14 protein-coding genes and 1 pseudogene are annotated in these 22471 nt (G+C 69.6%); 9 read left to right on the forward strand and 6 right to left on the reverse strand.

Going from position 1 to position 22471, the window contains the following annotated elements:
- Positions 1 to 62 precede the first annotated feature (62 nt).
- Together K2M58_RS03845 and K2M58_RS03850 are read right to left on the reverse strand one after the other, a co-directional pair.
- Positions 63 to 971 carry a diaminopimelate dehydrogenase gene (locus K2M58_RS03845; protein WP_220678358.1) on the reverse strand — a complete coding sequence of 303 codons (909 nt, stop codon included), beginning with the start codon at positions 969 to 971 and terminating at the stop codon, positions 63 to 65.
- Between the two features lie 130 nt (positions 972 to 1101).
- Entirely contained in the window at positions 1102 to 2253 is a 1152-nt protein-coding gene (locus K2M58_RS03850) for an MBL fold metallo-hydrolase (protein ID WP_220678359.1), read from the reverse strand.
- Positions 2254 to 2685: 432 nt separating this feature from the next.
- Here K2M58_RS03850 and K2M58_RS03855 point away from each other — a divergent pair, with 432 nt between their 5' ends.
- From K2M58_RS03855 to murC, 5 genes are all read left to right on the forward strand, one after another.
- Positions 2686 to 3345, forward strand: coding sequence for an MOSC domain-containing protein (locus K2M58_RS03855; protein ID WP_220678360.1), 660 nt, complete (start codon positions 2686 to 2688; stop codon positions 3343 to 3345).
- Positions 3346 to 3512: 167 nt separating this feature from the next.
- On the forward strand, positions 3513 to 4535 hold the full coding sequence (locus K2M58_RS03860) for a zinc-binding dehydrogenase (RefSeq protein ID WP_252393521.1): 1023 nt from the start codon (positions 3513 to 3515) through the stop codon (positions 4533 to 4535).
- 527 nt (positions 4536 to 5062) lie between these two features.
- The gene (locus K2M58_RS12830; RefSeq protein WP_289628268.1) at positions 5063 to 8008 is read left to right on the forward strand and encodes a valine--tRNA ligase; all 2946 of its coding nucleotides are present in this window, start codon (positions 5063 to 5065) and stop codon (positions 8006 to 8008) included.
- Positions 8009 to 8174: 166 nt separating this feature from the next.
- Positions 8175 to 9683, forward strand: coding sequence for a bifunctional folylpolyglutamate synthase/dihydrofolate synthase (locus K2M58_RS03870; RefSeq protein WP_220678361.1), 1509 nt, complete (start codon positions 8175 to 8177; stop codon positions 9681 to 9683).
- Positions 9680 to 11071 carry a UDP-N-acetylmuramate--L-alanine ligase gene (murC, locus tag K2M58_RS03875; RefSeq protein ID WP_220678362.1) on the forward strand — a complete coding sequence of 464 codons (1392 nt, stop codon included), beginning with the start codon at positions 9680 to 9682 and terminating at the stop codon, positions 11069 to 11071. The genes K2M58_RS03870 and murC overlap by 4 nt, the downstream gene beginning before the upstream one ends.
- Here murC and K2M58_RS03880 read toward each other — a convergent pair.
- The 4 genes from K2M58_RS03880 to K2M58_RS03895 all read right to left on the reverse strand — a co-directional run bounded on the left by K2M58_RS03880 (position 11004) and on the right by K2M58_RS03895 (position 15962).
- A complete protein-coding gene (locus K2M58_RS03880) occupies positions 11004 to 12257 on the reverse strand; it encodes an MFS transporter (protein WP_220678363.1) in 1254 nt (417 codons plus the stop codon). The two genes, murC and K2M58_RS03880, sit on opposite strands and share 68 nt — an antisense overlap.
- A 148-nt stretch (positions 12258 to 12405) precedes the next feature.
- Positions 12406 to 14100 carry an NAD(P)H-hydrate epimerase gene (locus K2M58_RS03885; protein WP_220678364.1) on the reverse strand — a complete coding sequence of 565 codons (1695 nt, stop codon included), beginning with the start codon at positions 14098 to 14100 and terminating at the stop codon, positions 12406 to 12408.
- 68 nt (positions 14101 to 14168) lie between these two features.
- On the reverse strand, positions 14169 to 14837 hold the full coding sequence (locus K2M58_RS03890; RefSeq protein WP_220678365.1) for a [protein ADP-ribosylglutamate] hydrolase: 669 nt from the start codon (positions 14835 to 14837) through the stop codon (positions 14169 to 14171).
- 111 nt (positions 14838 to 14948) lie between these two features.
- Positions 14949 to 15962, reverse strand: coding sequence for an MBL fold metallo-hydrolase (locus K2M58_RS03895; RefSeq protein ID WP_220678366.1), 1014 nt, complete (start codon positions 15960 to 15962; stop codon positions 14949 to 14951).
- A gap of 250 nt (positions 15963 to 16212) precedes the next feature.
- On the opposite strand from K2M58_RS03895, the gene K2M58_RS03900 reads away from it, so the two are divergent.
- From K2M58_RS03900 to K2M58_RS03915, 4 genes and pseudogenes are all read left to right on the forward strand, one after another.
- The gene (locus K2M58_RS03900) at positions 16213 to 17292 is read left to right on the forward strand and encodes a nucleoside recognition domain-containing protein (RefSeq protein ID WP_220678367.1); all 1080 of its coding nucleotides are present in this window, start codon (positions 16213 to 16215) and stop codon (positions 17290 to 17292) included.
- Between the two features lie 216 nt (positions 17293 to 17508).
- Positions 17509 to 18818 (forward strand): annotated as a pseudogene (locus K2M58_RS03905) (aspartate aminotransferase family protein).
- Complete coding sequence (gene glpK, locus K2M58_RS03910) at positions 18815 to 20356, forward strand: glycerol kinase GlpK (protein ID WP_220678369.1); 1542 nt, start codon at positions 18815 to 18817, stop codon at positions 20354 to 20356. Before K2M58_RS03905 ends, glpK begins: the two are co-directional and overlap by 4 nt.
- A gap of 138 nt (positions 20357 to 20494) precedes the next feature.
- Positions 20495 to 22438: a glycerol-3-phosphate dehydrogenase/oxidase gene (locus K2M58_RS03915; protein ID WP_220678370.1), complete on the forward strand. Its 1944-nt coding sequence runs from the start codon at positions 20495 to 20497 to the stop codon at positions 22436 to 22438.
- The last annotated feature ends 33 nt before the right edge of the window (positions 22439 to 22471 follow it).

The raw sequence follows: 22471 nt of genomic DNA on the forward strand, positions 1-22471 counted from the left end.
TTTTGCGCTTTTTGCAGGCGAGCGCGGAGCGGAACGGTTTCCCGGCCGGAAAGCCCGTCCCCTCAGACGAGGCGGGCGATCCACGTCTCGGCGTCGCCGGGCAGGAAGGCGACCGGCGGAATTTCGATCAGGGTGTAGGCCCCCGGCTGAAGGCGCATCGCCGCCCGGGCGGCCGAGACCATCACCTGGGCGGTGAGGGCGGGGTTGTGGATCCGCATCTCGAAAGAGAACCGCTGGTTTGCCGTCCGACCGGAGGTTCCCTTTCGTTCCATCACGACGCCGTGGCCGACGTCTTTCAGGCGCTCGACGTCGTCGACGAAGGCGACGTGCGTCTCGTCGTGGGCGAAGTACGGATCGGCGAGGATCGCCTGCCGAACGGCGTCGGGATCGGCGCCCGGTTCGAGGGCGACGTAGACCATCCGCCGGTGGACGCCGGCCCCGACCGGGATCGTCAGGGAGAGGGCGTCCCGGACGCCGGGGATCGCTTTGACGGCGACGGTATGGCCCATGCTCATGCCGGGGCCGAAGTTCGTGGTGGTGATGCCCCGAGGCGCCATCAGCTCAAACAAGGCCCGGACGACCGAGTCGGTGCCGGGGTCCCAGCCGGCGGCGACGACGGCGACGGCGCCGCCGGCCCGGGCGACGGCATCGAGTTCCCGTCGGACGCGGACGATGTCGCCGTGGAGGTCGAAGCTGTCGACGGTGCGAATGCCCCGCTCCAGATACGTCCGGGCGATCGCCGGCGTTTCGCGGGTCGGGGTGGCGAGGAGGACGACGTCGACGGGGCCGAGATCGGCGACGTCGGCGGCGACCGGAAGGCCGGCGAGCGCCCGGGGGAGCGGCTGGTCGAGGGAAGTCTTCCTTCGGACAAGGCCGGCGAGTTCAAAATCGTCGGCCGCCTCGATCGCCTCAAGGGCGGCGTGGCCGATGTTGCCGAGGCCGACGACGGCGGCGCGGATCCGCTTGGACATGGGCTCACCTCGTTTCAGCGGAGCTGACACCCTCACGATACGGTCGGGCCCCGCCGCTGTCAATAGGGGTCTAAGCAAGAAAAAAGCCCCCGCGGCAGTGGGCGGGGGCGCGGATGACGGGATGGAACGATCAGGCCGTCGCGTGGTGGACGGCGCAGCGGTTCGGCCCGATTTCGAGTTCGATTGCTTCCTGGTCGCTCACGGCGAGTTTGCCGACGTTGATGGCGATGATCTTTTCGTAGTTCGGCGGCTTCACCGTCGAGGCGGCCGCTTCGACCCGAGCGAGGAACGTCTCCCGGTCCATCTCCCGGAGCATGTCGTTCGCCTGCCGGAGCTCCCCGAGGGTGGCGCCGACGATCCCCTGAGCGTTGATTTCCGAGTGGTGGGAGTAGTGGGCCGGGAGGACGAGGAGGTCGTCCGGAAGGTCCTTCAGCTTCGTCACGACGGTCTCGTACAGGTCTTTGGCCCACGCTTCGGCCATCCCGCCGAGGTCCGGCCGGCCGAGGCCGCTCACGAAGACGGTGTCGCCGGAGAGGAAGAAGCGCCGGTCGACGAGCAGCGACGTCGAACCGGGGGTGTGTCCGGGGGTCGGGATGATGACGACTTCCACCTCCACGTCGCCGACCCGAAGCGTTTTGTACTGCTCCAGCGGCTCGAAGGTGATGCCGCCCTGATGGGTGAACACGTCGTGGGACGAGACGTAGTAGGGAGCGCCGGTCAGGCGGGAGAGGGCCTGGCCGCCGGAGATGTGGTCGGCGTGGATGTGGGTGTCGACGATGTGGCGGATGGTCAGGCCGTGCTCCCGAGCGAAGTCGGCGTAGACGTCGGCCCGGCGGAGGGGATCGACGACCATCATCTCGTTCTCGGAGATGATGGCGTAGGACAGGCAGCCTTTCCCGAGACGGTTGAACTGGACGATTTTGAGCTTTTCGTCTTCGTAAGCCGTCACCGGATGGTAGTACTGGCTCCACGCCTCCATGCCGCCGACGAGTTCGGCGACCTGATAGCCCCGTTCGGCGAGGCGCCGGGCGACTTCGGCGCTCGTGAGGCCTTTGGCGCAGACGACGTGGATCTCTCGGTCTTTGGGAAGCTCAGCGTACGCTTCCGACGCCTCTTCAAGGAACAGAGCGGCGGGGAAGTGGCGGAACTCGACGTTCCGGTGCTCGATGTGCCAGTCCTGGACGTCTTTCGGGTTGGAGCGGACGTCGATGAGGAAGACCGGTTCGTCGGTGCCGAGCTTTTGCGCCAGTTCTGCCGGCTGAAGGCGCATCCATTCCGCCATGGCGAACCCTCCTTCGAAGACATTTGGCCTCCCGGGATCGGGAAATCGGGCCGCTCCGATACCGGGGAGGGTTTATCGGGTCGGGATCATTGTAACGCGGAGAATGTTTTTTGTCAACGGATTGTCATTAAGATTTTACTTATAAGACATCATTTATCGTTTTATTCTAACGATAAAACCCGTAATTACGGTGAAAACGGTAGATACCGCCCGATGGAGGCCGATCGACGCATTCGGCGGTTGAAGAGCCCTGAAGACGTTTCTCGATCGATCGAAAATCTGTTAAAATACGGTCATGAACCAAACGGGCATGGATGAAGATGTGAACGATAACACGCAAAGTTGACATGAAAGGCGTGAAAGGGGGAAAAGAGCCGGGCGGTTTGGCCGTCCGGGAATCACCGGTCGTTCGATGTCCGGGAGGGGCAGGACGTGGAGAATCAGTTTCGAGTTCGGGGACCGAACATCGGCCCGGTGCGGTGGCTGGCCTGGGACGGGCGGGGGGCCTGGAGCGCGATCGACAAGCGGCCGGTCGACGGACCCCTTCGGCTCACCCGGACGGGTTTTGTCGGCGATGCGCAGGGCGATCCGGTCCGGCACGGGGGGCCGGACAAGGCCGTCTCAGCGTACCCGCTCGATCACTATGCCGGCTGGGAACGGTGGCTCGGTCGGCCGCTTCCGCCGGCGGCCTTCGGCGAAAACCTGACCGTCGAAGGCCTCACCGAGGAGGCGGTCGGCATCGGCGACGTCTTTCGGCTCGGCACGGCGCTGCTTCAGGTCGCCCAACCGCGGCGGCCCTGCTTTAAGTTGGAGCTCCGATATCAGAACCGGCAGCTTCCGGCCGAGGTGCGCCAGACGGGGAAGAGCGGATGGTATTTTCGCGTGCTCGAAGAAGGGATGGTGCGGCCGGGCGATCGGCTCATCCGCTTGGAGCGGGACCCCCGCGGGGTGAGCGTCGCGGCGGTGATGGCGGCGACCGACGCTGAGCCGCCGGATCCGGGGCTCCTTTGCCGTCTGGCGGATCACCCGGCGCTCGCCGACGGCTACCGCCGGAAGCTCCTCGGGCGGCTCGAGCGGTGGGATGGCGGTTGATGAGCCGTGGCGGCGGCGAGGTGGGTGCCGCTTGCGGCGGAAGCCGGTTGCGCCGCCGGCCGATGGCGGCGCCCTCCGGTGCGAGGCAAGTCGGCACACGGCCATTTGGCACGCGGTCGAGATCCGCGGTCGGGTTCAAAAGCGAGCGAATGGAGGAGGCGGGACGGATGGCCGGGACGATGAAGGCGTGGGTTTTCGAACGGACGGGGCTTGAGGGGCTCGCGTGGACAGACGTGCCGCTTCCGGAACCGGGCCCCGGCGAGGTGCGGGTCCGGCTCCGGGCGAGCGCCCTCAACCACCGGGATCTCTACTTTCTCGAAGGCCGCTCGAAGGCCGATCCGGGCGCCATCCTCGGCTCCGACGGCGCCGGCGTCGTCGAGGCGGTCGGCGACGGCGTGACGGGCGTCCGCGTCGGCGACGAAGTGCTGATCGTGCCGAGCCTCGGCTGGCCGGCCAAAAGCGACGCGCCGCCGGAGGGGTTTCGCATCCTCGGGGTGCCGGACCCCGGCACGCTGGCAGAGGCGATCGTCGTGCCGGCGGAGGGCGTCGTGCCGAAGCCGCCGTATCTTTCGTGGGAGGAGGCGGCGGCGCTTCCGCTGTCGTCCCTCACCGCCTACCGGGCGGTCGTGACCCGGGCCGCCGTCCGGGCCGGCGAGACGGTGCTCATCCCGGGAATCGGCGGCGCGGTGGCCCAAAGCGCCCTCCTCATCGCCCGGGCCCTCGGCGCCCGGGTGTTCGCCACCTCCCGGAGCCCGGAGAAGGCCGAGCGGGCCCGGGCCCTCGGCGCCGAGCGGGTGTTCGACACGGCCGGGGACTTCGCCGAAGCGGCGCGGGCGGCGACCGGCGGCCGCGGGGTGGACGTCGTCGTCGAGACGGTCGGTGGGGTGACCTTCGGGACGTCCCTTCGGGCGCTTCGGCGGGGCGGCCGGCTGGTGACGTTTGCCGCCGGCTACGGCGGGACGGCGGAGATCGACATCCGGAGCTTTTTCTACGGGCAGTACACGCTTCTCGGGACGACGATGGGGAGCACGGAGGAGTTCCGGGAAATGGTGACGTTTTTTGCTGTCCACGGCCTGCGGCCGGTCGTCGACCGGGTGTACCCGGCGGAAGCGGCTCGGGAGGCGTTCGAACGGCTCTTTCGCTCGGAACAGTTCGGGAAGATCGTCCTTCGGTGGGCGAAGGACCTTTGACATTTTCCCGCCGGTTCAGTACAATGGTGCACACGACCCGGGGTACGCCGGGGGCGCGACGTCGACAGGACGAATCGCCGGCGATGACGGGGAGGAGTAGTCGCCTGCGCCTTATCCAGAGAGGGGATCCGCGGCTGGAAGGTCCCTTAAGGCCGGCGGCGAAGGTCGCCCCGGAGCCGTCCGCCCGAACGCCGGACCCGCCGGCCGGTAGGGCGGACCGCCTGGCCCGCGATACGGGCCGCGAGGGCACCGCATCGGCGCCGGAGGGCGGTCTTCGCCCGGATCCGGCCGGATCGCTCCCGGGATCCGGGCAAGAAGCCGGAGAGCGGCTTCGAACCCCGGATCGATCGGCGGGCCGGCGACGGCCGGCTGTGGCGCATGGGCGGTGAACAAAGGTGGTACCGCGGAGTTTTGCTCCGTCCTTTGGCAAGGACGGAGCTTTTTTGATGGCGCATGGGATGGAGCGATGGATGGGAAGGCCGGGGAAGGCCAGAGAACGGCAACCGGACGTGAGAGGAGGCGTTCGTATGGCGCGCGAAGAGATGCAGGCGGCGCCGACGAACGGGGGAGGTTCGTCGGTGACGAACGGCGCCGGGGCGACCGGCGCCGGGAAAAAGGACATCCCGAAGACGTACCGGCCTCACGAGGCGGCGGAGAAGTGGTACCGGCACTGGGTCGAGCGGGGGTATTTCACGCCGAAGGGCGACGGCTCCAGACCGCCCTTTACGATCGTCATCCCGCCGCCGAACGTGACCGGGAATCTTCACATCGGCCACGCCCTCAACAACACGCTTCAGGACATCCTCATCCGCTTCAAGCGGATGCAGGGCTACGACGCCCTCTGGCTCCCGGGGATGGACCACGCCGGGATCGCCACCCAGACGCGGGTCGAGGCGAAGCTTGCCGAAGAAGGACTCACGCGGCACGACCTCGGCCGGGAGGCGTTTTTGGAGCGGGTGTGGTCATGGAAGGAGCACTTTGCCGACGTCATCCGGAAGCAGTGGGCGAGCCTCGGCCTCTCCCTCGACTACAGCCGGGAGCGCTTTACCCTCGACGAGGGGCTTTCCCGGGCGGTGCGGGAGGTGTTCGTCCGCCTTTACGAAAAGGGACTCATCTACCGGGGCGAGTACATCATCCACTGGGACCCGGTCGCCCGGACGGCCCTGTCGGACATCGAAGTCGAGTACCGGGAGGTGGAAGGGAAGCTCTACCACCTCCGCTACCCGCTCAAGGACGGGAGCGGCTGGATCGAAATCGCCACGACGCGGCCGGAGACGATGTTCGGCGACGTCGCCGTTGCCGTCCACCCGGATGACGAGCGCTACCGGGAGCTCGTCGGGAAGACGGTCGTCCTGCCGGTGATCGGCCGGGAGATCCCGATCATCGCCGACGCCTACGTCGACCCGACCTTCGGCACCGGCGCGGTGAAGGTGACGCCGGCCCACGATCCGAACGACTTCGAGATCGGCCTCCGGCACGATCTGCCGCGGATCGTCGTCATGGACGAAAGCGGCCGGATGAACGAACACGCCGGGCCGTACGCCGGCCTCGACCGCTTCGAATGCCGCCGCCGGCTCGCCGATGACCTCGCGGCCGCCGGCGTCCTCGTCAAGGCGGAGCGGCACGTGCACAACGTCGGCCACAGCCAGCGGACCGGCGCCGTCGTCGAGCCGTATCTGTCGACCCAGTGGTTCGTCCGCATGAAGCCCCTCGCCGAGCGGGCGATCGCCCAGGCCCACGCCGACGATCGCCTGCTGGCGGATCGAGAACGCGGGGCGCCGGCGGCGGAAGACGACGGCGGGACGGGCGGTTCGGCGGCCGGCGGGGCGGGGGCGTTCGCGCCCGGCGCGCCGACGCTCGGGCGAAGCGGCTCCGGCGAAGACGTCCCCGTCCGCTTCGTCCCGGAGCGCTTTAAGAAGATCTACCTGAACTGGATCGAAAACGTCCGGGACTGGGTCATCTCGCGGCAGCTCTGGTGGGGCCACCGTATCCCGGCGTGGCACTGCGACGACTGCGGCGGCATCACCGTCGACCGCAAGACGCCGCCCCGGTGCGTCCACTGCGGGAGCGAGCGGATCCGCCAGGACGAGGACGTCCTCGACACGTGGTTCAGCTCCGCCCTCTGGCCGTTTTCCACCCTCGGCTGGCCGGAGGAGACGGACGATTTCCGGCGCTTTTACCCGACGGACGTCCTCGTCACCGGCCACGACATCATCTTCTTCTGGGTGGCGCGGATGATCTTCACCGCCCTCGAGTTCACCGGGAAAAATCCGTTCCGGACCGTCCTCATCCACGGCCTCGTCCGGGACGCCGAAGGGCGGAAGATGTCCAAGTCCCTCGGCAACGGCGTCGACCCGATGGAGATGATCGAGAAATACGGCGCCGACGCCCTTCGCTTCATGCTGTCGACCGGCTTTGCTCCGGGGCAGGATCTCCGCTTCCGGGAAGACCGGATGGAGGCGGCGCGGAATTTTGCCAACAAGGTGTGGAACGCCTCCCGCTTCGTCCTCCTGAACGTCGACGACGCCGTCTTCGACGCCGAGGAGATCGTCGAGGCGGCGCATCGGGCCGGGACCCTCAAGATGACGGAGCGGTGGATCCTCTCGCGCCTCGCGGCGACGATCGAGGCGGTGACGGAGCGGCTGGAGCGGTTTGAAATCGGCGAGGCGGGCCGCCTCGTGTACGATTTCATCTGGGACGAATACTGCGACTGGTTCATCGAGTTTTCCAAGGAAGACCTCTACGGCGCCGATCCGGCGGCCCGGCGGCAGGCCCTCGGCGTGCTCCTCTACGTGCTGGAGCGGGCGCTCAAGCTCCTTCACCCGTACATGCCCTTTGTCACCGAAGAGATCTACCACCTGCTTCCGGCGGCGCCGGAGGGCCGCCCGGAAAGCCTCGTCATCGCCGACTGGCCGCGTTCGGCCGAACACCACCGCGACCGGGAAGCGGAAGACGTGATCGGCGAGGTGATGGAGCTCATCCGCGGCGTTCGGAACATCCGGCAGGAGGTCGGCGTCGCGCCGGGGAAGACGGTCGCCCTCCACATCGCCGCCGACCCGGAGGCGATCGAGCGGTTTTCCGCTCACCGGCCATACATTGCCCGGCTGGCCCAGGCGGACGTGACGGTCGCGCCGCGGGAGCGGGGCGAGGCGCCGGAGACGGTTTACGCCCTGGGCGGCGTGACGCGACACGCCGAGTACCGGCTGCCGCTTCGGGGCCTCGTCGACGTGGAGAAGGAACTCGAGCGGCTGAAGAAAGAGTGGGCCCGCTGGGACGGCGAGGTCGAGCGGGTGCGGAAAAAACTCGCCAACCCGGACTTCGTCGAAAAGGCGCCGCCGGCGGTCGTCGAGGCGGAGCGGGAAAAAGAGCGGGACTACCTCGAGCGACGGGAGAAAGTGCGGGAACGGCTCGAGCTTTTCACCCGGATGCTGAACGACGAGCACAAGGCGCAATCCCGGGAGAAGCGCGGCTGAGAGAGGGGCGGCCGAGGCGGCCGGAACCGGAGGCCTGGCCGCCTATGCAAGCGCGGCGTGGGGAGGCGCCGCGGAGGGGCGATCGGCGCCCGCTTGATGCGGCGGCGGGCGCCCGGTCGCTCCGGCGTGGGAGACATCAGGCCGGCGGGGAAAAGGAGGGGTTGGGATGGACGTCCGAGCGATCATCGCCTGGTTTGAAGCTCATCGGAAGGACGTGTATGAGCCGGGGACGGTGCGCATGGAGGCCCTGCTCGAGCGGCTCGGCCATCCGGAGCGGCGGCTCAAATTCGTGCACATCGCCGGCACGAACGGCAAGGGATCAACCCTTGCCTTTTTGCACGGGATCCTCCGGGCCGCCGGCTACGACGTCGGCGCGTACATCTCGCCGCACGTGACGACGTATGAAAGCCGCATCCAGCTGAACGGCGCGCCGATCGATCCGGAGGGGCTCCGGTTCGTCTACGAGACCTTAAGGCCCCACGCCGAGGCGCTCGCCGCGGGGCCCCTCGGGGCGCCGACGGAATTTGAACTCCTCACGGCGGCGGCGATCGTCTACTTCGCCCGCCGGGCGTATCCGGACGTCGTCCTCTGGGAGACGGGCATGGGGGGACGGCTCGATTCGACGAACGTCGTCTACCCGATCCTTTCGATCATCACCCGCATCGGCTACGACCACGTCCGGCTCCTCGGTCCGACGCTCCGGGACATTGCCCGGGAAAAGGCCGGCATCATCAAAAGCGGCGTCCCGGTCGTCACCGCCCCCCAGGCGCAGGAGGCGATGGCGGTGCTGGAGGAGACGGCGCGGGCCCGCCGGACGACGCTCTACGGGCCGGAGACGCACTACTGGATCGAAGCGCGCTCCCTCGGTCCCGAGGGGCAGCGGCTCACCGTGGCGACGCTTCACCGGCGCTACCCCGATCTCGCCCTTGGTCTCGTCGGCGTGCACCAGTTTGAAAACGCCGCCGTCGCCGTCGTCGCGGCGGAGGTCCTGCGGCTCTTTTACGCCTTTTATATCGAAGACGACCACATCGCGGAAGGGCTGCGGAAGGCCGAACATCCCGGGCGGTTTGAACGGTTCGTCGATGCAAAGACCGGCGTTCCGATCGTCCTCGACGGGGCCCACAACGAAGACGGCATGAACGCCTTCTCTCGATCGCTGGAGGCGCTCTTCCCGGCTCGGCGGCGGTATGCCGTCTTTGCGGCGATGAAAGACAAAGACCATCGGGCGATGCTCATGCACCTTCTCCCCCGTGTCGATGGCCTCGTCGTCACGGCGCCGGACGTGCCTCGGGCCCGGGATCCGGAAGACGTCGCCCGGACGGCGCGCATGATCCGGCCGGAGGTGCCCGTATATATCCACCAGGCGCCGGAGGCGGCCCTTTCGGCGGCGATCCGCCTGGCCGCAGGCGGGGACAAGGAGGCGCCGGGGCGCCCGGTGAAAGAGGGGAGCGGCCGTGTGCCCCCGGAAGAAGGCCCGCCGGTCGTCGCCGTCACCGGTTCGCTCTACCTCATCCAGGCCGTCCGGCCGGCGGTGCTCCGGCGGGCGCGAACGGGCGAACCGCCCGGTCCTCCCTCCTCCGAAGCGGCCGCTTACCGGGCGCCGCTCGAGGGCGGGGGTTCGGACGCCTCTTTCGATGCCTCCGGGGAGTCCGGCGGAAGGAAGGTGAAGGCGTGAAGATTCACTTTATCGGCATCGGCGGCACCGGGATGAGCGCCTTGGCCTCGGTCTACCTCGGCCGGGGCGCCGAGGTGAGCGGCTCGGACCTCCGGGAGAAGCCGGTGCTTGGCGCCCTTCGGGCCGCCGGGGCCCGCATCTTCATCGGCCACGCCGAAGCGCACGTGCCGCCGGAGGCGACGGTCGTCTATTCGTCCGATGTCCCGCCGGACAACGTCGAGCTGGCGGTGGCCCGCCTCCGGGGACAGCCGGTGGTGCACCGGTCGGATCTCCTCGCGCACCTGTTGAACGCCGGTTACGGCATCGCCGTCGCCGGCTCCCACGGCAAGACGACGACGACGGCGATGATCGCGTACGTTCTGGAGCGGACCGGCCGCTCTCCGACGGCGGTGGTCGGCGGAGAGGTGGTCGGCTGGGAAAGCGGCGGCCGCGCCGGCCAAAGCTCGATCGTCGTCGCCGAGGCGGATGAGAGCGACGGCTCGTTTCTCCGCTACCACCCGGCGATGACGGTCATCACGAACATCGAGCCGGACCACCTGGAAAATTACGGTGGCGATTACGAGGCGCTCAAGCGGGCGTTTTTGCGTTTTGCCAAAAACACCCGCCTCGGCGGCACCGTCGTCCTCGGCGTCGAGGACCCCGAAGGGGTGGCGATCCTCGAAGCGCTGAAAAAACGGCAAAAGCGGCGTCGGCTTCGCTTCGTCACGTTCGGCCGTCACTGGGCCGACGTGACGGTGGCGGAGGAAGCCGAGGTGCGGCTCGACGAGGACGGCCGGGCGACGTTCGGGCTGGAGCTTTTCGGCGAGCCGGTCGGCGAGGTGCGGCTACAGGTGATCGGCGCCCACCACGTGATGAACGCCCTCGCCGCCGCCGCGGCGCTTCGGGTTCTCGGCGTCCCCGCGCCGGCGATCGTCGAGGGGCTTTCGGCCTTTCCGGGGGTGAAGCGGCGCTTCGAGCGGCTGGGGGAGGTCGACGGCGCCCTCGTCGTCGACGACTACGCCGTCCATCCGACGGAGATCCGGGCGACGCTCGCCGCCGCCCGGTCGCTTCGGCGCCGGGTGATCGCCGTGTTCCAGCCGCACCGGAAGGCGCGGGTGTACTACCTCTGGCAGGAGTTTGTCCGGGCGTTTGACGACGCCGACCTCATCTACGTCACCGACGTCTACGCGCCGAAAGGGGATCGGGCGCCGGAGGCGGTGAGCGCCGAGGCCCTCGCCGGAGAGATCGCCCGCGAAAGCGGGCGTCCGACCTTCTACATTCCGGACCGATCGGCGATTCTGGCCGAGCTTCGGGCAGCCCTTCGCCCCGGCGACGTCGTCGTCACGCTGGGGGCCGGAGACGTGCGGGCCGTCGGCGAGGCTTTGGCGCGAGGCCGCCGAGGAGGATGAACAGGGCGAAGAGAGCGGCCAGCCCCCGGTACATGGAACGAAAGCCGACGGCGGTGGCGACGGGTCCGAGGAGGATGGCGCCGCCGCCGATGCCGAGGTCAAAGGCAGAAAAATACATCGCGTTGGCCGCCCCCCGCCGCTCGGGCGCCGCGAGGCTCACCGCCCACGCCTGAAGCGCCGGCTGGATGACGCCGAAGGCGACGCCGTAAAAGAGGGCGGCGACGAGGAGGTCGCCGAGGGTTCGGGCGCCGGCGATGAGGAGGAGGCCGATGCCGCCAAAGGCGGCGGCGACGGCGATGACGACGTATCCGTAGCGGTCGAACAGCCGGCCGGCGACGAGCCGGACGAGGAGTGTCATGACGGCGTTGGCGGAAAAGAAAAGCCCCGCCCCGGCGATGCCGGTCTCCCGCCCGAAGAGGGTGAGGAAGGTGACGATGCCGCCGTACGTGAGCGTCATGAGCATGGCGAGCGCCGACGGCCAGGCGGCCGCCGGTTCGACGAGGTCGCGGAGGGCCGGGATGAGGCGCGGCGCGGACCGCCCGGCGCGGGAAGCGGCGGCGGGCGGGACGGTCTTGTGGACTGCCGTGCCCGCCCGGTCGGGCGGCGGCAAATCGCCGGCCGGTGCCGGGAGGGGCGGCAACATGAGGAGGAGCGCGAAGGCGGTGAAGGCGAAGGCGACGCCGAAGACGGCCGCCGGCCCGAAGGCGTAGAGCCCGTCGCCGATCGCCGGGCCGACGGCCATGCCGAGGGCCGAGGAGAGGCCGAAATAACCGATCCCTTCGCCGCGGCGCTCCGCCGGCACGAGGTCGGCGGCGAGGGTACCGAAGGCGGTCGTCGCCATCCCCCAGCCGAGGCCGTGCACCACCCGGGCGACGATGAGCCCGGCGAAGCCGAGCGGGAGGGCGTAGAGCCCCATGGCGAGACCGTGAAGCAAAAGCCCGGCGAAAAGCGGCCCCCGGCGGCCGTAGCGGTCGAGGGCGGCGCCGGCAAGCGGCCGGACGAGGACGGCAAAGGCGGTCATCGTGCCGACGATGAGGCCGACGGCCGTTTCGGCGGCGCCGAGGTCGGCGGCGTAGAGGGGGATCGTGGGCAAAAGAAACTGAAAGGCCGTAAAAAGGAGGAAGTTTCCGGCGGTAACGCGGACAAAGGCGCCCGACCAGATGGGCGCCGTTTTCGGTGCGGGCATCTTTGCTCTCCTTTCGACGACCGCTGAGCTCGGCAGACGATCGGCACGACGGCGGCTAAGCCCGACATCCGCACAAACGACGTTCGTTCGGCTCAACATCCGCTCGGTGCGACGACCGCTCGGCGAACGTTTCGGTCTCGGCGACGTCTCAAGGGAAAAACGGCGAGGCGATCCTGGGCGGCGCGTCCCCTCGGCGGATGCGTTCGGTCACCTCCGGCAGCGCTTGGGCGACGGCTTCGGCGGTGTAGTGGGGACCGACCTTACGGGCGAGGGTTTCGCCGGTGAGGCCGACGAGAAAGGCGCCGGTCATCGCCGCCTCGAACGGCGGAACGCCCCGGGCGAGGAAGGCGCCGACGAGGCCGGCGAGGACGTCGCCGGTTCCGCCGGCCGTGAGCCCCACGTCGCCGGTGAGGTTGTAGCGCCAGCGGCGGCCGTCGCTGATCATGTCGAGGCGGCCTTTCCGGAGGACGACGGCGTGCCACCGCTCGGCGAGGCGTCGGGTCGCCTCTCCGAGGGCGGCGATGTCGGTCCACGGCGTTGCCGGATCGATCGAATCGGCGCTTCGATCGACGCTTCCGAGATCGTCCCTTTGCTCGGCGCTTCCTTCGGCGGCGGCAAAGGCGGCCGTCCAAAGGCGGCGGAATTCGCCGCCGTGAGGGGTAAGAACGCGGATCGGATCGGCGGCCTCTCCGCCGCCGGAAGGGGCATCTTCGGTCGAGGCGTTCGGCCCGACCGCCCGCTCCGACCCCGGGGATCCGGACGGTTCGAGGGCGTACAGGGCGTCGGCATCGACGACGTGCGGCCGGCGAAACGCCTCAAGGAAGGTCAGCACGCTTCGCACAAAGGCGAGCGCTTCCGGCGTCCGGCCGAGGCCGGGGCCGAGGACGACCGCGTCGGCCGCTTCCAGGTACGATCGAAGGAGGGCGACGTCGTCAGGATGAAACGCCTCCCGTCCTCCGCCGGGCCGGTCGGGAAGGGGGACGGGGATGACGGTCGGCGACGGCGGCGGCGTCTCCCCCGGCCGGGCGAGAAAGACCCGGTCGACGAAGGGCGCCGCCGCCAGGGCGGCGAGGGCCGCCGCGCCGGGATAGCGGGCGCTTCCGGCGAGGATCAACAGATCGCCGTTTTCCCCTTTGTGGGCGCCGCGCCGCTTAAGATGCGGCCGGACGTCCGCCGGCCCGACGATGTGGGCGAGCTCCGGGAGAAAGCCGATCGGGCGGACGATGCGGGCAAAGCCGGCATACTCCCGCTTGTCCCATTCAAACGTGACGGCGACGTCGGCCTCGACCGTCGGCCCGTGCGGATGGCCGCTCGGAAGATCGACGGCGACGACCGGCCGGCGCGGCCGGTGCCGGTTGATCGCCTCGATCGCCGCCCGCATGAGTCCCCGGGGCGCGCCGCGCAGGCCGGCGCCGAGCAGAGCGTCGAGGATGAGGTCGTACGCCTCGAGGCGGAGGGCCCGGACGTCGTCTTCCGCCCAAAGCGCCGTCACCCGAACGTGAGGGGAAGCGGCGATGAGGGCGAAGTTGTGCTTGGCCTCCGGCGAGCGAATCTCTTCCGGCCGGCCGACGAGGTAGACGTCGACCGTGCGGCTCCGGGCAAGATGGCGGGCGGCGACGAAGCCGTCGCCGCCGTTGTTGCCGGGGCCGGCGAGGACGGCGATGCGGCGGGCGTCGGGGAAGGCGGTCTCGATGACGTCGGCCACCGCCCGGCCGGCATTTTCCATCAGTTGAAGCGGCAAAAGCCCGAGCCAGCGGGCGTTTTCGTCCCAGCGGGCGACGTCGCGGATGCCGTACGGGCGAAGGGCCCCGAGCTCCTCGGTGGGCGATGGATCCGGATGCACGCGCAAACCTCCTTTCCCGGCGGCTCGGCGGTCTGCCGTCGGCTTGGCGTCGGGAGGCGCGGCCGGCTTCAGGGGTCTTGTTCGTCCCAGCCGAGGGCCTGCCGGGCCCGCCGAACGTCGTCTTCGGTTCGGAGGACGAGGGTGACCTGCCGGAGCGTCCGGCGGGGGAAGGATGCCGCGTATCCCTGAACGGCGGCGGCAAACGTCCGGACGACGGCGTCGAAGGGGCATCCGTAGATGCCGGCGCTCACCGCCGGGAAGGCGATGTGCCGGATGCCTTCGGCATCGGCCCGCCGAAGGGCGGCGAAGAGGGCGGAGGTGAGCTTCGCCTCCATCTCTTTGTCCCACCGCCCGTCGCATCGAGGGCCGACGATGTGCAAGACGAGGCGGATGCCGTGTTCGGCGAGGGCGAGGGGCGGCGTGACGACGACTTCATCGTGGCGGATGAACGGGCGGCCGTATTCCTTCTGCATGGCCTCCTGCGTCAGGCGGGTGTAGGCGGCCGCGTCGCCGGCGGCGGCCCGGGCGATGGCGTAGGCGACGCCGCCGCCGTGGACCATTTCGGCGTTGGCGGCGTTGACGATGGCGTCGGCGGGAAAGCGGGTGAGGTCGCCGGCGACGACGGCGAACTGAAGATCGGCGCCGAGGAGGGCGCTTTCCGGTGCGCCGCGATCCGCCGGTCCGCTTTTCGCTTCGCCGTATTTCATTTCCCCGTTTTTTATTTCATCGCTTTTCATTTCTCCTTTTATTCCTCCGTATTTTTATTTCTCCGTTTTTCATTGCTTCGGCGCGGGCGTCCTCCGAACGGTCGGGATCGGTGCCGGCTCTTCGGAGATCGGTCCTCCTCCTCATCTCCCGGTCCGGTCGAGATGGTCCAGGATGCCGAGGGCGTCGATCGCCGCATCGAAGCCGAGCATGGCGTAGGCTGGATGATCGGCCGGCACGCCGAGGCGCTCCAGTTCCTGGCGGAAGGCGTCGAGGAGGGCGTCCCGGGCCCGTTCGGCGAGGGCGCGATCGGGCCACGCCGGCGGGGCGGCCGGGACGGAGGGGGCCGTTTCCAGGGTGGCCCGGACGGTCTTCAGCATGCCCGGAAGGCGCTCCTTGAGCGCGTAAAACGCCTCTTCGACCCGGTCGGTGGCGCCGAAGTGGCCGTAGTAGATCGTCTTCGGGCGGAGGGCTTCGAGCCTGCGGGCGCTTTCCAGCGTGGCCTCGGGGTCGAACTGGTTCGGCGAGGTCGACGGGACGACGAAAAAGACGCCGTCGGCGAGGAGGTCCGCGTAGAGAACGCCGAGGGTGTCGCCGGCAAAGAGGCCGCCGGCGTCGAGGTCGACGATGCCGAGGTGATGCCGGGCGTGGCCGGGGGTGTCGAGAAAGAGAAACGTCCGCCGGCCGAACGTCCGCCGCTCGCCGTCTTCCGGGACGATCAGGCGGTCTTCCGGCACCGGGAGCACCGGATCGAACCACCGGTCGTACCGCTCGCCGTAGACCGCCCGGGCGCCGGCAATGAGCCGGGTCGGATCGACGAGGTGCCGGGCGCCCCGGGGGTGAACGACGACGCGGGCGTGGGGCATCTCCCGAAGGAGGAGCCCGACGGCGCCGGCGTGGTCGAGGTGGATGTGGGTGACGATGATCGTCTCGATGCTTGCCGGCTCGACGCCGAGGGCGCGGAGGCCGGAGAGAAGCCGTTCGGCGCCCATCGCCGGCCCCGTTTCGAGGATGATCCGGTCCTCGGGGAAGACGTAGACGCCGGTCCGGCGGGGAAGCTCCAGGTCGTAAACGTCGATGAGGGCAAGGCCGTCGCCGAGGCGGACGATATCTTCGGCCGGCGCCGGCCCCGGCGTTTGATCCGGGTGAACCGTCATCGGCACATCTCCCTTCCGTCGCATCCGGTCGGGCCGTTTCACGGGAGGTCGCGATGTTCGGCCCGTTTCAGAACGTTGGTTTGACCCGATTGGGCGCATGAGACGCACGGTTCCGAGGACCGCGGTCATGGTGTTATTTCCATCTTAGCACAGAACGCCGGCTTCCAGAAATCGCCGCAACTTCGTTGACAGAGGGAACCGTTTCTTTTTACGATGAGAACATCTTCGACGCTTTTGAGGAGGGGCGCGGTTGATCGGGTCGGTCGCCTTCGTTCGGCGGGTGCGGGACGTCGCCCTGGAGGGCGTCCGGGCCGGCGGCCGGACGATGGTCGAGCTTGCGAAGCTCGTCTTTCCGCTGACGGTGCTCGTCTCGCTTTTGCGGGAGACGCCATTTTTACCCCGTCTGGCCGAATGGCTGGCGCCGGCGATGCATACCCTGGGGCTTTCCGGTGAGGCGGCGCTCGTGCTCGTCCTCGGCAACGTGCTGAATTTGTACGCCGCGATCGGGGCGATGCTCGGGCTCCATCTCTCGGCGAAGGAAGCGTTCATCCTGGCGGTGATGCTCGGCTTTTCCCACAATCTGCTCGTCGAGACGGCGGTCGTCGTCCGGCTCGGGATGCGGGCGATCTGGGCAATCGGCCTGAGGATCGGTCTGGCGCTTTTGAGCGCTCTGGTGCTGGCGCACCTCTGGCCGGACGACAGGGGCGGGACGGCGGGAGAGGGAGCGGCGGGAGAAGGGCTGACGGAAGCGGCGGCCGTCCGGCAGGCCCCCGGTATCGCCGAAGAGGCGCCGCTCGCCGCGGCGGAAACCGCCGCTTCCCCCTCATCCGCCGCTGTTCGGGGCGCGTCGGCGGTCGGTCTTGGCGGGGCGGCGGCGCGGCTGGGGGCGGCGCTTCAGACGGGCGTCCACGGTCTCGTCCGGATGGCGCTCATCATCTTTCCGCTCATGGTCGGCGTCGAGGCGCTCAAGGCCGTCGGGGCGATCGACCGGCTGTCCCGGGGGATGGGGCCGTTTCTCCGCTGGATCGGCCTTTCGGAGCGGGCGGCGGTGACGTTTTTGGCCGGGCTTTTGTTCGGCCTCCAGTACGGGGCGGGCCTCATGCTCGAAAGCGCCCGGAAGGCCCGGTTTTCCCGGCAGGAGGTGATGATCCTCGTCACGTTTCTTTCGGCCAGCCACGCCGTGGTCGAAGATACGCTCCTGTTTGTGCCGGTCGGGGTGTCGCCGTGGGCGCTGTTTGCCTTCCGGACGGCGGTGGCGATCGCCCTCGCGGCGGCGCTGGCCCGGATCTGGATTCGCCCGCGGCGGGTCGAAGAATCGGCCGAGGCGTAAGACGGTCGGCCAAACGGCGCCGGCGGCGCGGCATGAGGCACAAAGCGGCGAAGACCGCAAGAGGCGTCAGGAGCCGCCGGCCCGGCCCGTTTTGGCGCTTTGAGGCCGGGGACCAGGCGCCGTAGGGAGCGCTCTCAGGCCGGGGGCCGATTCGGGCGCAACTTTTCAAAACGATCGGCCGTATCTTGAACGGCCGGCAAACGGGAGGGGTGTGCGATGTTCGAACGGACGTCGCCGGAGGCGCTTCGGGAACAGCATGCGGCGTACGTGTTTGCCAACGTGGCGACGTACTACGACGAGCCGCTCGTCCTCGTCCGGGGGGAGGGGGCGACCGTCTGGGACGCCGACGGCCGGCCGTACCTCGATGCGTTCGGCGGCATCCTCACGGTGCTGCTCGGCCACGCCCATCCGGCGGTGACGGAGCGGGTGAAGGCGCAGGTGGAGCGGCTCGTGCACACGTCGACGCTGTACGTGAACGAGCCGATGGTGACGCTTGCGGCGCGCCTCGCCGAGGTGACGCCCGGGGCGCTCAAGCGGAGCTTTTTTACGAACAGCGGGACGGAAGCGAACGAGACGGCGCTTCTCGTCGCGCGGCTGTACAGGGGCGTGAGGCGGTGCTCGCCCTCCGGCACAGTTACCACGGCCGCTCGGCGCTCACCCTTTCGGCCGGGGGACAGGGGGCGTACAAGGCCGGCGGGTCGCTCCCCGGCGTTTATCACCTGGCGAGTCCCTACTGTTACCGCTGCCCGTTCGGTCTGACGTATCCGGCGTGCGACCTCCGCTGCGCCAAAGACGCGGAAGATGTCATCCTCACCGCCGCCGGCGGCGAGGTGGCCGCCTTCATGGCCGAGCCGATCCAGGGCGTGGGCGGGTTCATCACGCCGCCGACGGAATATTTCAAAGAAGTCGTCGCCATCGTCCGGCGGTACGGCGGAATTTTTATCGCCGATGAGGTGCAGACGGGCTGGGGGCGGACGGGGCGATATCTTTGGGGTATCGAGCACTGGGACGTCGTGCCGGAGGTGATGACCTCGGCGAAGGGGATGGCGAACGGGTTTCCGATCGGCTGGACGATCGCGACGGAAGAGGTGGCCGCCGCGTTCCGAAAGGCGACGATTTCGACCTTCGGCGGCAATCCCGTCTCGACGGCGGCGGCGCTGGCGGTGCTGGACGTCGTGCAGACGGAAAATCTGCCGGAAAACGCGGAACGGGTCGGGGAGACGCTTCAGGACGGCCTTCGGGCGCTTCAGGAACTTTATCCGGCGATCGGCGACGTTCGCGGGAAGGGGCTCATGGTCGGCGTGGAGCTCGTCCACGGCGGAAAGCGCCCGGCGCCGGATCTTCTTCGGCGCTGGATGGAGGCGGCCCGGAAGCGGGGGCTTCTCATCGGCAAAGGCGGCCTCTACGGCAACGTCGCCCGGATCGCGCCGCCGATCACGATCGGCCGAAGCGAGGCGGAGGAGATCGTCCGGATTTTGAAGGCGGCGATGGAAGACGTGATGCCGTACTGGGAGGGCGAAGCATGAAGAAGGGCGCCGTCGTTCTCGCCCTCGATCAGGGGACGACGAGCTCCCGGGCGATCGTCTTCGATCGGGAGGGCCGGCCGCTCGGAGCCGGCCGGCGGCCGATCCGGCAGCATTATCCCCGGCCGGGCTGGGTGGAGCACGACCCGGAGGAACTGTTCCGTTCGGTCGTCGAGGCGGGGCGGGAGGCGCTCGCGGCGGCCGGCGTCGGCCCGGAGGCGGTGACGGCGATCGGCATCACGAATCAGCGGGAGACGGCGATCGTTTGGGAGCGGAGGACGGGGCGGCCGGTCCATCCGGCGATCGTCTGGCAGGACCGGCGGACGGCGGAGTGGCTCGATCGGCTTCGGGCGGAAGGCGTCGAGGGGTTCGTCCGGGAGCGGACGGGGCTTCTTCTCGATCCGTATTTTTCGGCGTCGAAGGTCCGCTGGATCCTCGAGGCGACGGGGCGGAGGGACGAGGCGAAGCAGGGGGACCTCGCCTTCGGGACGGTGGATAGCTGGCTCATCGATCGGCTCACCGGGGGGCGGGTGCACGGGACGGATCCGTCGAACGCGTCCCGGACGCTCCTGTTTTCCCTGGCCGACGGGGCCTGGGATCCGGCGCTTTTGGCATTGTTCGACGTTCCCGAAGCGATGCTGCCGGAGATCCGGCCTTCGGACGGACCGTTCGGCGTCGCCGAAGCCCGCTGGTTCGGCGCCGAGATCCCGATCGCCGGCGTCCTCGGCGATCAGCAGGCGGCGCTCTTCGGCCAGGCGGCGTTTTCACCCGGGGAAGGGAAAAACACGCTCGGGACGGGGGCGTTTTTGCTCCTTCACACCGGGGAGTGGCCGGCGATCGCCGAAGCGGGGCTTCTGGCCACCGTCGCTTGGCGCCTCGGCGCCCGGACGGCATATGCCCTCGAAGGAAGCGTCTTCATCGCCGGGGCGGTCGTGCAGTGGCTTCGGGACGGCCTCGGCCTCATCCGGGAAGCGGCGGAGACGGCGGCGCTGGCGTCGGCGGTGCCGGACAGCGGTGGGGTGTACTTTGTGCCGGCGTTTTCCGGCCTCGGGGCGCCGCACTGGGATCCGTACGCCCGGGGGACGATCGTCGGGCTCACCCGGGGGACGGACCGGCGGCATCTCGTGCGGGCGGCCCTCGAGGCGATCGCCTATCAGACGCGGGACGTCGTCGAGGCGATGCAAGAGGCGGCGGGGACGGCGCTTTCGGTCCTTCGGATCGACGGCGGCGCGGCGGCCAACGACTGGTTGATGCAGTTTCAGGCGGACGTGCTCGGCCTGCCGGTGGAACGGGCCCGAGAGCGGGAGGCGACGGCCCTCGGGGTTGCCTATCTCGCCGGACTTTCGGCCGGGTGGTACCGGGATCTCGAGGAGATCCGGGCGCTCTGGCAGGCGGATCGGCGGTTTGAGCCGAAAAAGCCGCCGGCGTGGCGGGAGGCGGCGTATGCCGGCTGGAAGCGGGCGGTCGAGCGGGCGAAGGGGTGGGCGTCGGCCGGGGGCGAGCGGCAAGCGGCTCCCCCGGGTTCTTCGGGCGGGGAATGACGGTCGGAAGGCGGGTAAGCGGCGACGGCGGAAGGGGCGCTGGCGATGGTTTCGGGCCGGTCGCCGTGGTCTGCCGACGGGGGAGGTGCATCGCAAGCGATGGGCGGCGAAGCGGTTCGAATTTCCGGCGACCCCGGGGTGCGCCGCCGAAAAGCGCTGGAGGCGCTGGCGGAGCGGCGGTGGGATCTTCTGGTGATCGGCGGCGGGATCACCGGCCTCGGCGTCGCCGTCGAGGCGGCCCGGCGGGGGCTTTCGGCGGCGGTCATCGAAGCGTGCGATTTTGCCGCCGGGACGAGCAGCCGGTCGACCAAGCTCATTCACGGCGGCTTCCGGTACCTGAAGGAACGGGAGTTCCGCCTCGTCCGGGAGTCGGTGGCGGAGCGGATGGCGCTCATGCGGCAGTATCCGCATCTCGTGCGACCGGCGTGGTTTCTTTTTCCGGTCTACCGCGGCGATCCGGATCCGCTCTGGCTCCTTCGCCTCGGGCTCTGGCTGTACGATCGCTTCGCCGGGCCGGCGCTCGGGCCGTACCGCCACCGGCGGCTTTCGGCGGAGGAGGCGCTTCGGGAGGAACCCTGGCTGGCGCCGGCGGAGCTTCTCGGCGCGGCGATGTACGTCGACGCCGTGACGGACGACGCCCGGCTGGTGATGGCGGTGCTCCGGGAGGCGGCGGCGGCCGGCGTCGTGGCGGTGAACTACTCGGCGGCGGTCGGGTTTTTGCGGGAGGCGTCGGGGCGGATCGTCGGGGTCGTCGCCCGGGATCGGGCGGCGGAGGCTGGGGCGCCTGCTTCCGGGGGGAGCGGGGAAGCCGGCGCCGAAGCTTCGGACGCCGGGAAGAAGGCGGGTCCGGCGGCGGCCGGAAGGCGGGAACGCGGCGGAGGTCCATCGAACGGTGCGGCCGATCGGTCGGACGGCGCGCCCCGGATCGAAATTTGGGCCCGGACGGTGCTGAATGCCGCCGGGCCGTGGGCGGACGCCGTCCGGCGCCTCGACGATCCGGCGGCGGCGCCGCTTCTCTTTTTGACCAAAGGGGTGCACGTCGTCGTGCCGCGGCGGCGGCTTCCGCTCCGGCAGGCGGTCGTCCTCCGGGGACCGGATCGGCGGCTCATGTTTGCCGTGCCGCGGGACGATTTCGTCTATGCGGGCACGACGGACACGCCGTATGCGGGCGACCTCGTCCGGCCGCGGGCGGAGGCGGAGGAGGTGACGTACATCCTTCGGGCGCTTCGGCAGACGTTTCCGGAGGCGGGCGTCGGGCCGGACGACGTCGTCGCGACGTGGGCCGGGATTCGGCCGCTCGTGGCGCCGTCCGGGTCCGTGGCTGACCCGAGCGCCGTGTCCCGGGACTATCAGCTGTTTGCGGCGCCGTCGGGGCTCGTGACGGTCGGCGGGGGGAAGCTCACCGCCTTTCGGGCGATGGCTCGGCACATCGTCGATGCCCTCTTTCCGACGACCCGGCGAAAAAAGGCGCTGTCCGGGGGCGAGGCGCCCGATTTTGCCGTCGAAGGGGGCGCGCCGGGCGCCGCTTTCGCGCGCCGGGCGGCGCTGGCGATCGGAGAGGGGCGGGCTGCCTCGGGGGGCGGCGGGCCGGGCGGTGCCGGCGAGCGCGTCCCGGCAGCCGGCGCCTTTGGGCCGGAAGATCGGATCGAGGCTTTCGCTCCGGACGGCAGGGAACCGGCCGACGAGACGGAAGGATGGGCGGCATGGCGAGCGCGGCTTTTGTTTTGTTTCAGTCCGGAGGAGGCGGAGGCGATCCTGGAGGACGCGGCGCGGGAGGCCGCCGCGGAAGCCGGCGGGGCCGTCGGGGCGGCCTTTTCTTTTCGGGCGCGGGTGCTTCGGGCCGTCGCCCGGGCGGCGGTCCGGGAGCAGGCCCGCACGCTGGAGGACGTGCTCTTCCGGCGCTATCCGGAGGCGCTGTTCAGCCCGGACAACGGCCTCGGCGTGGCGGAGGCGGTGAATGACGCGCTGGCGGAGGCGCTGGGTCTTACGCCGGAGGCGGCGCGGCGGTCGATGGATGGTTTTCGGGCGGCCGTTCGGGCGATGCACGCGTGGCGGAAGGAAGGGGGAGAGGGGCCGGGCTGAAGCGGCTAAGCAGGCCGAGCTGAGGCGACACGG

Origin of the sequence: Hydrogenibacillus sp. N12 (assembly GCF_019645935.1) — a bacterium.
GTDB classification, from domain to species: domain Bacteria; phylum Bacillota; class Bacilli; order Thermicanales; family DSM-22653; genus Hydrogenibacillus; species Hydrogenibacillus schlegelii.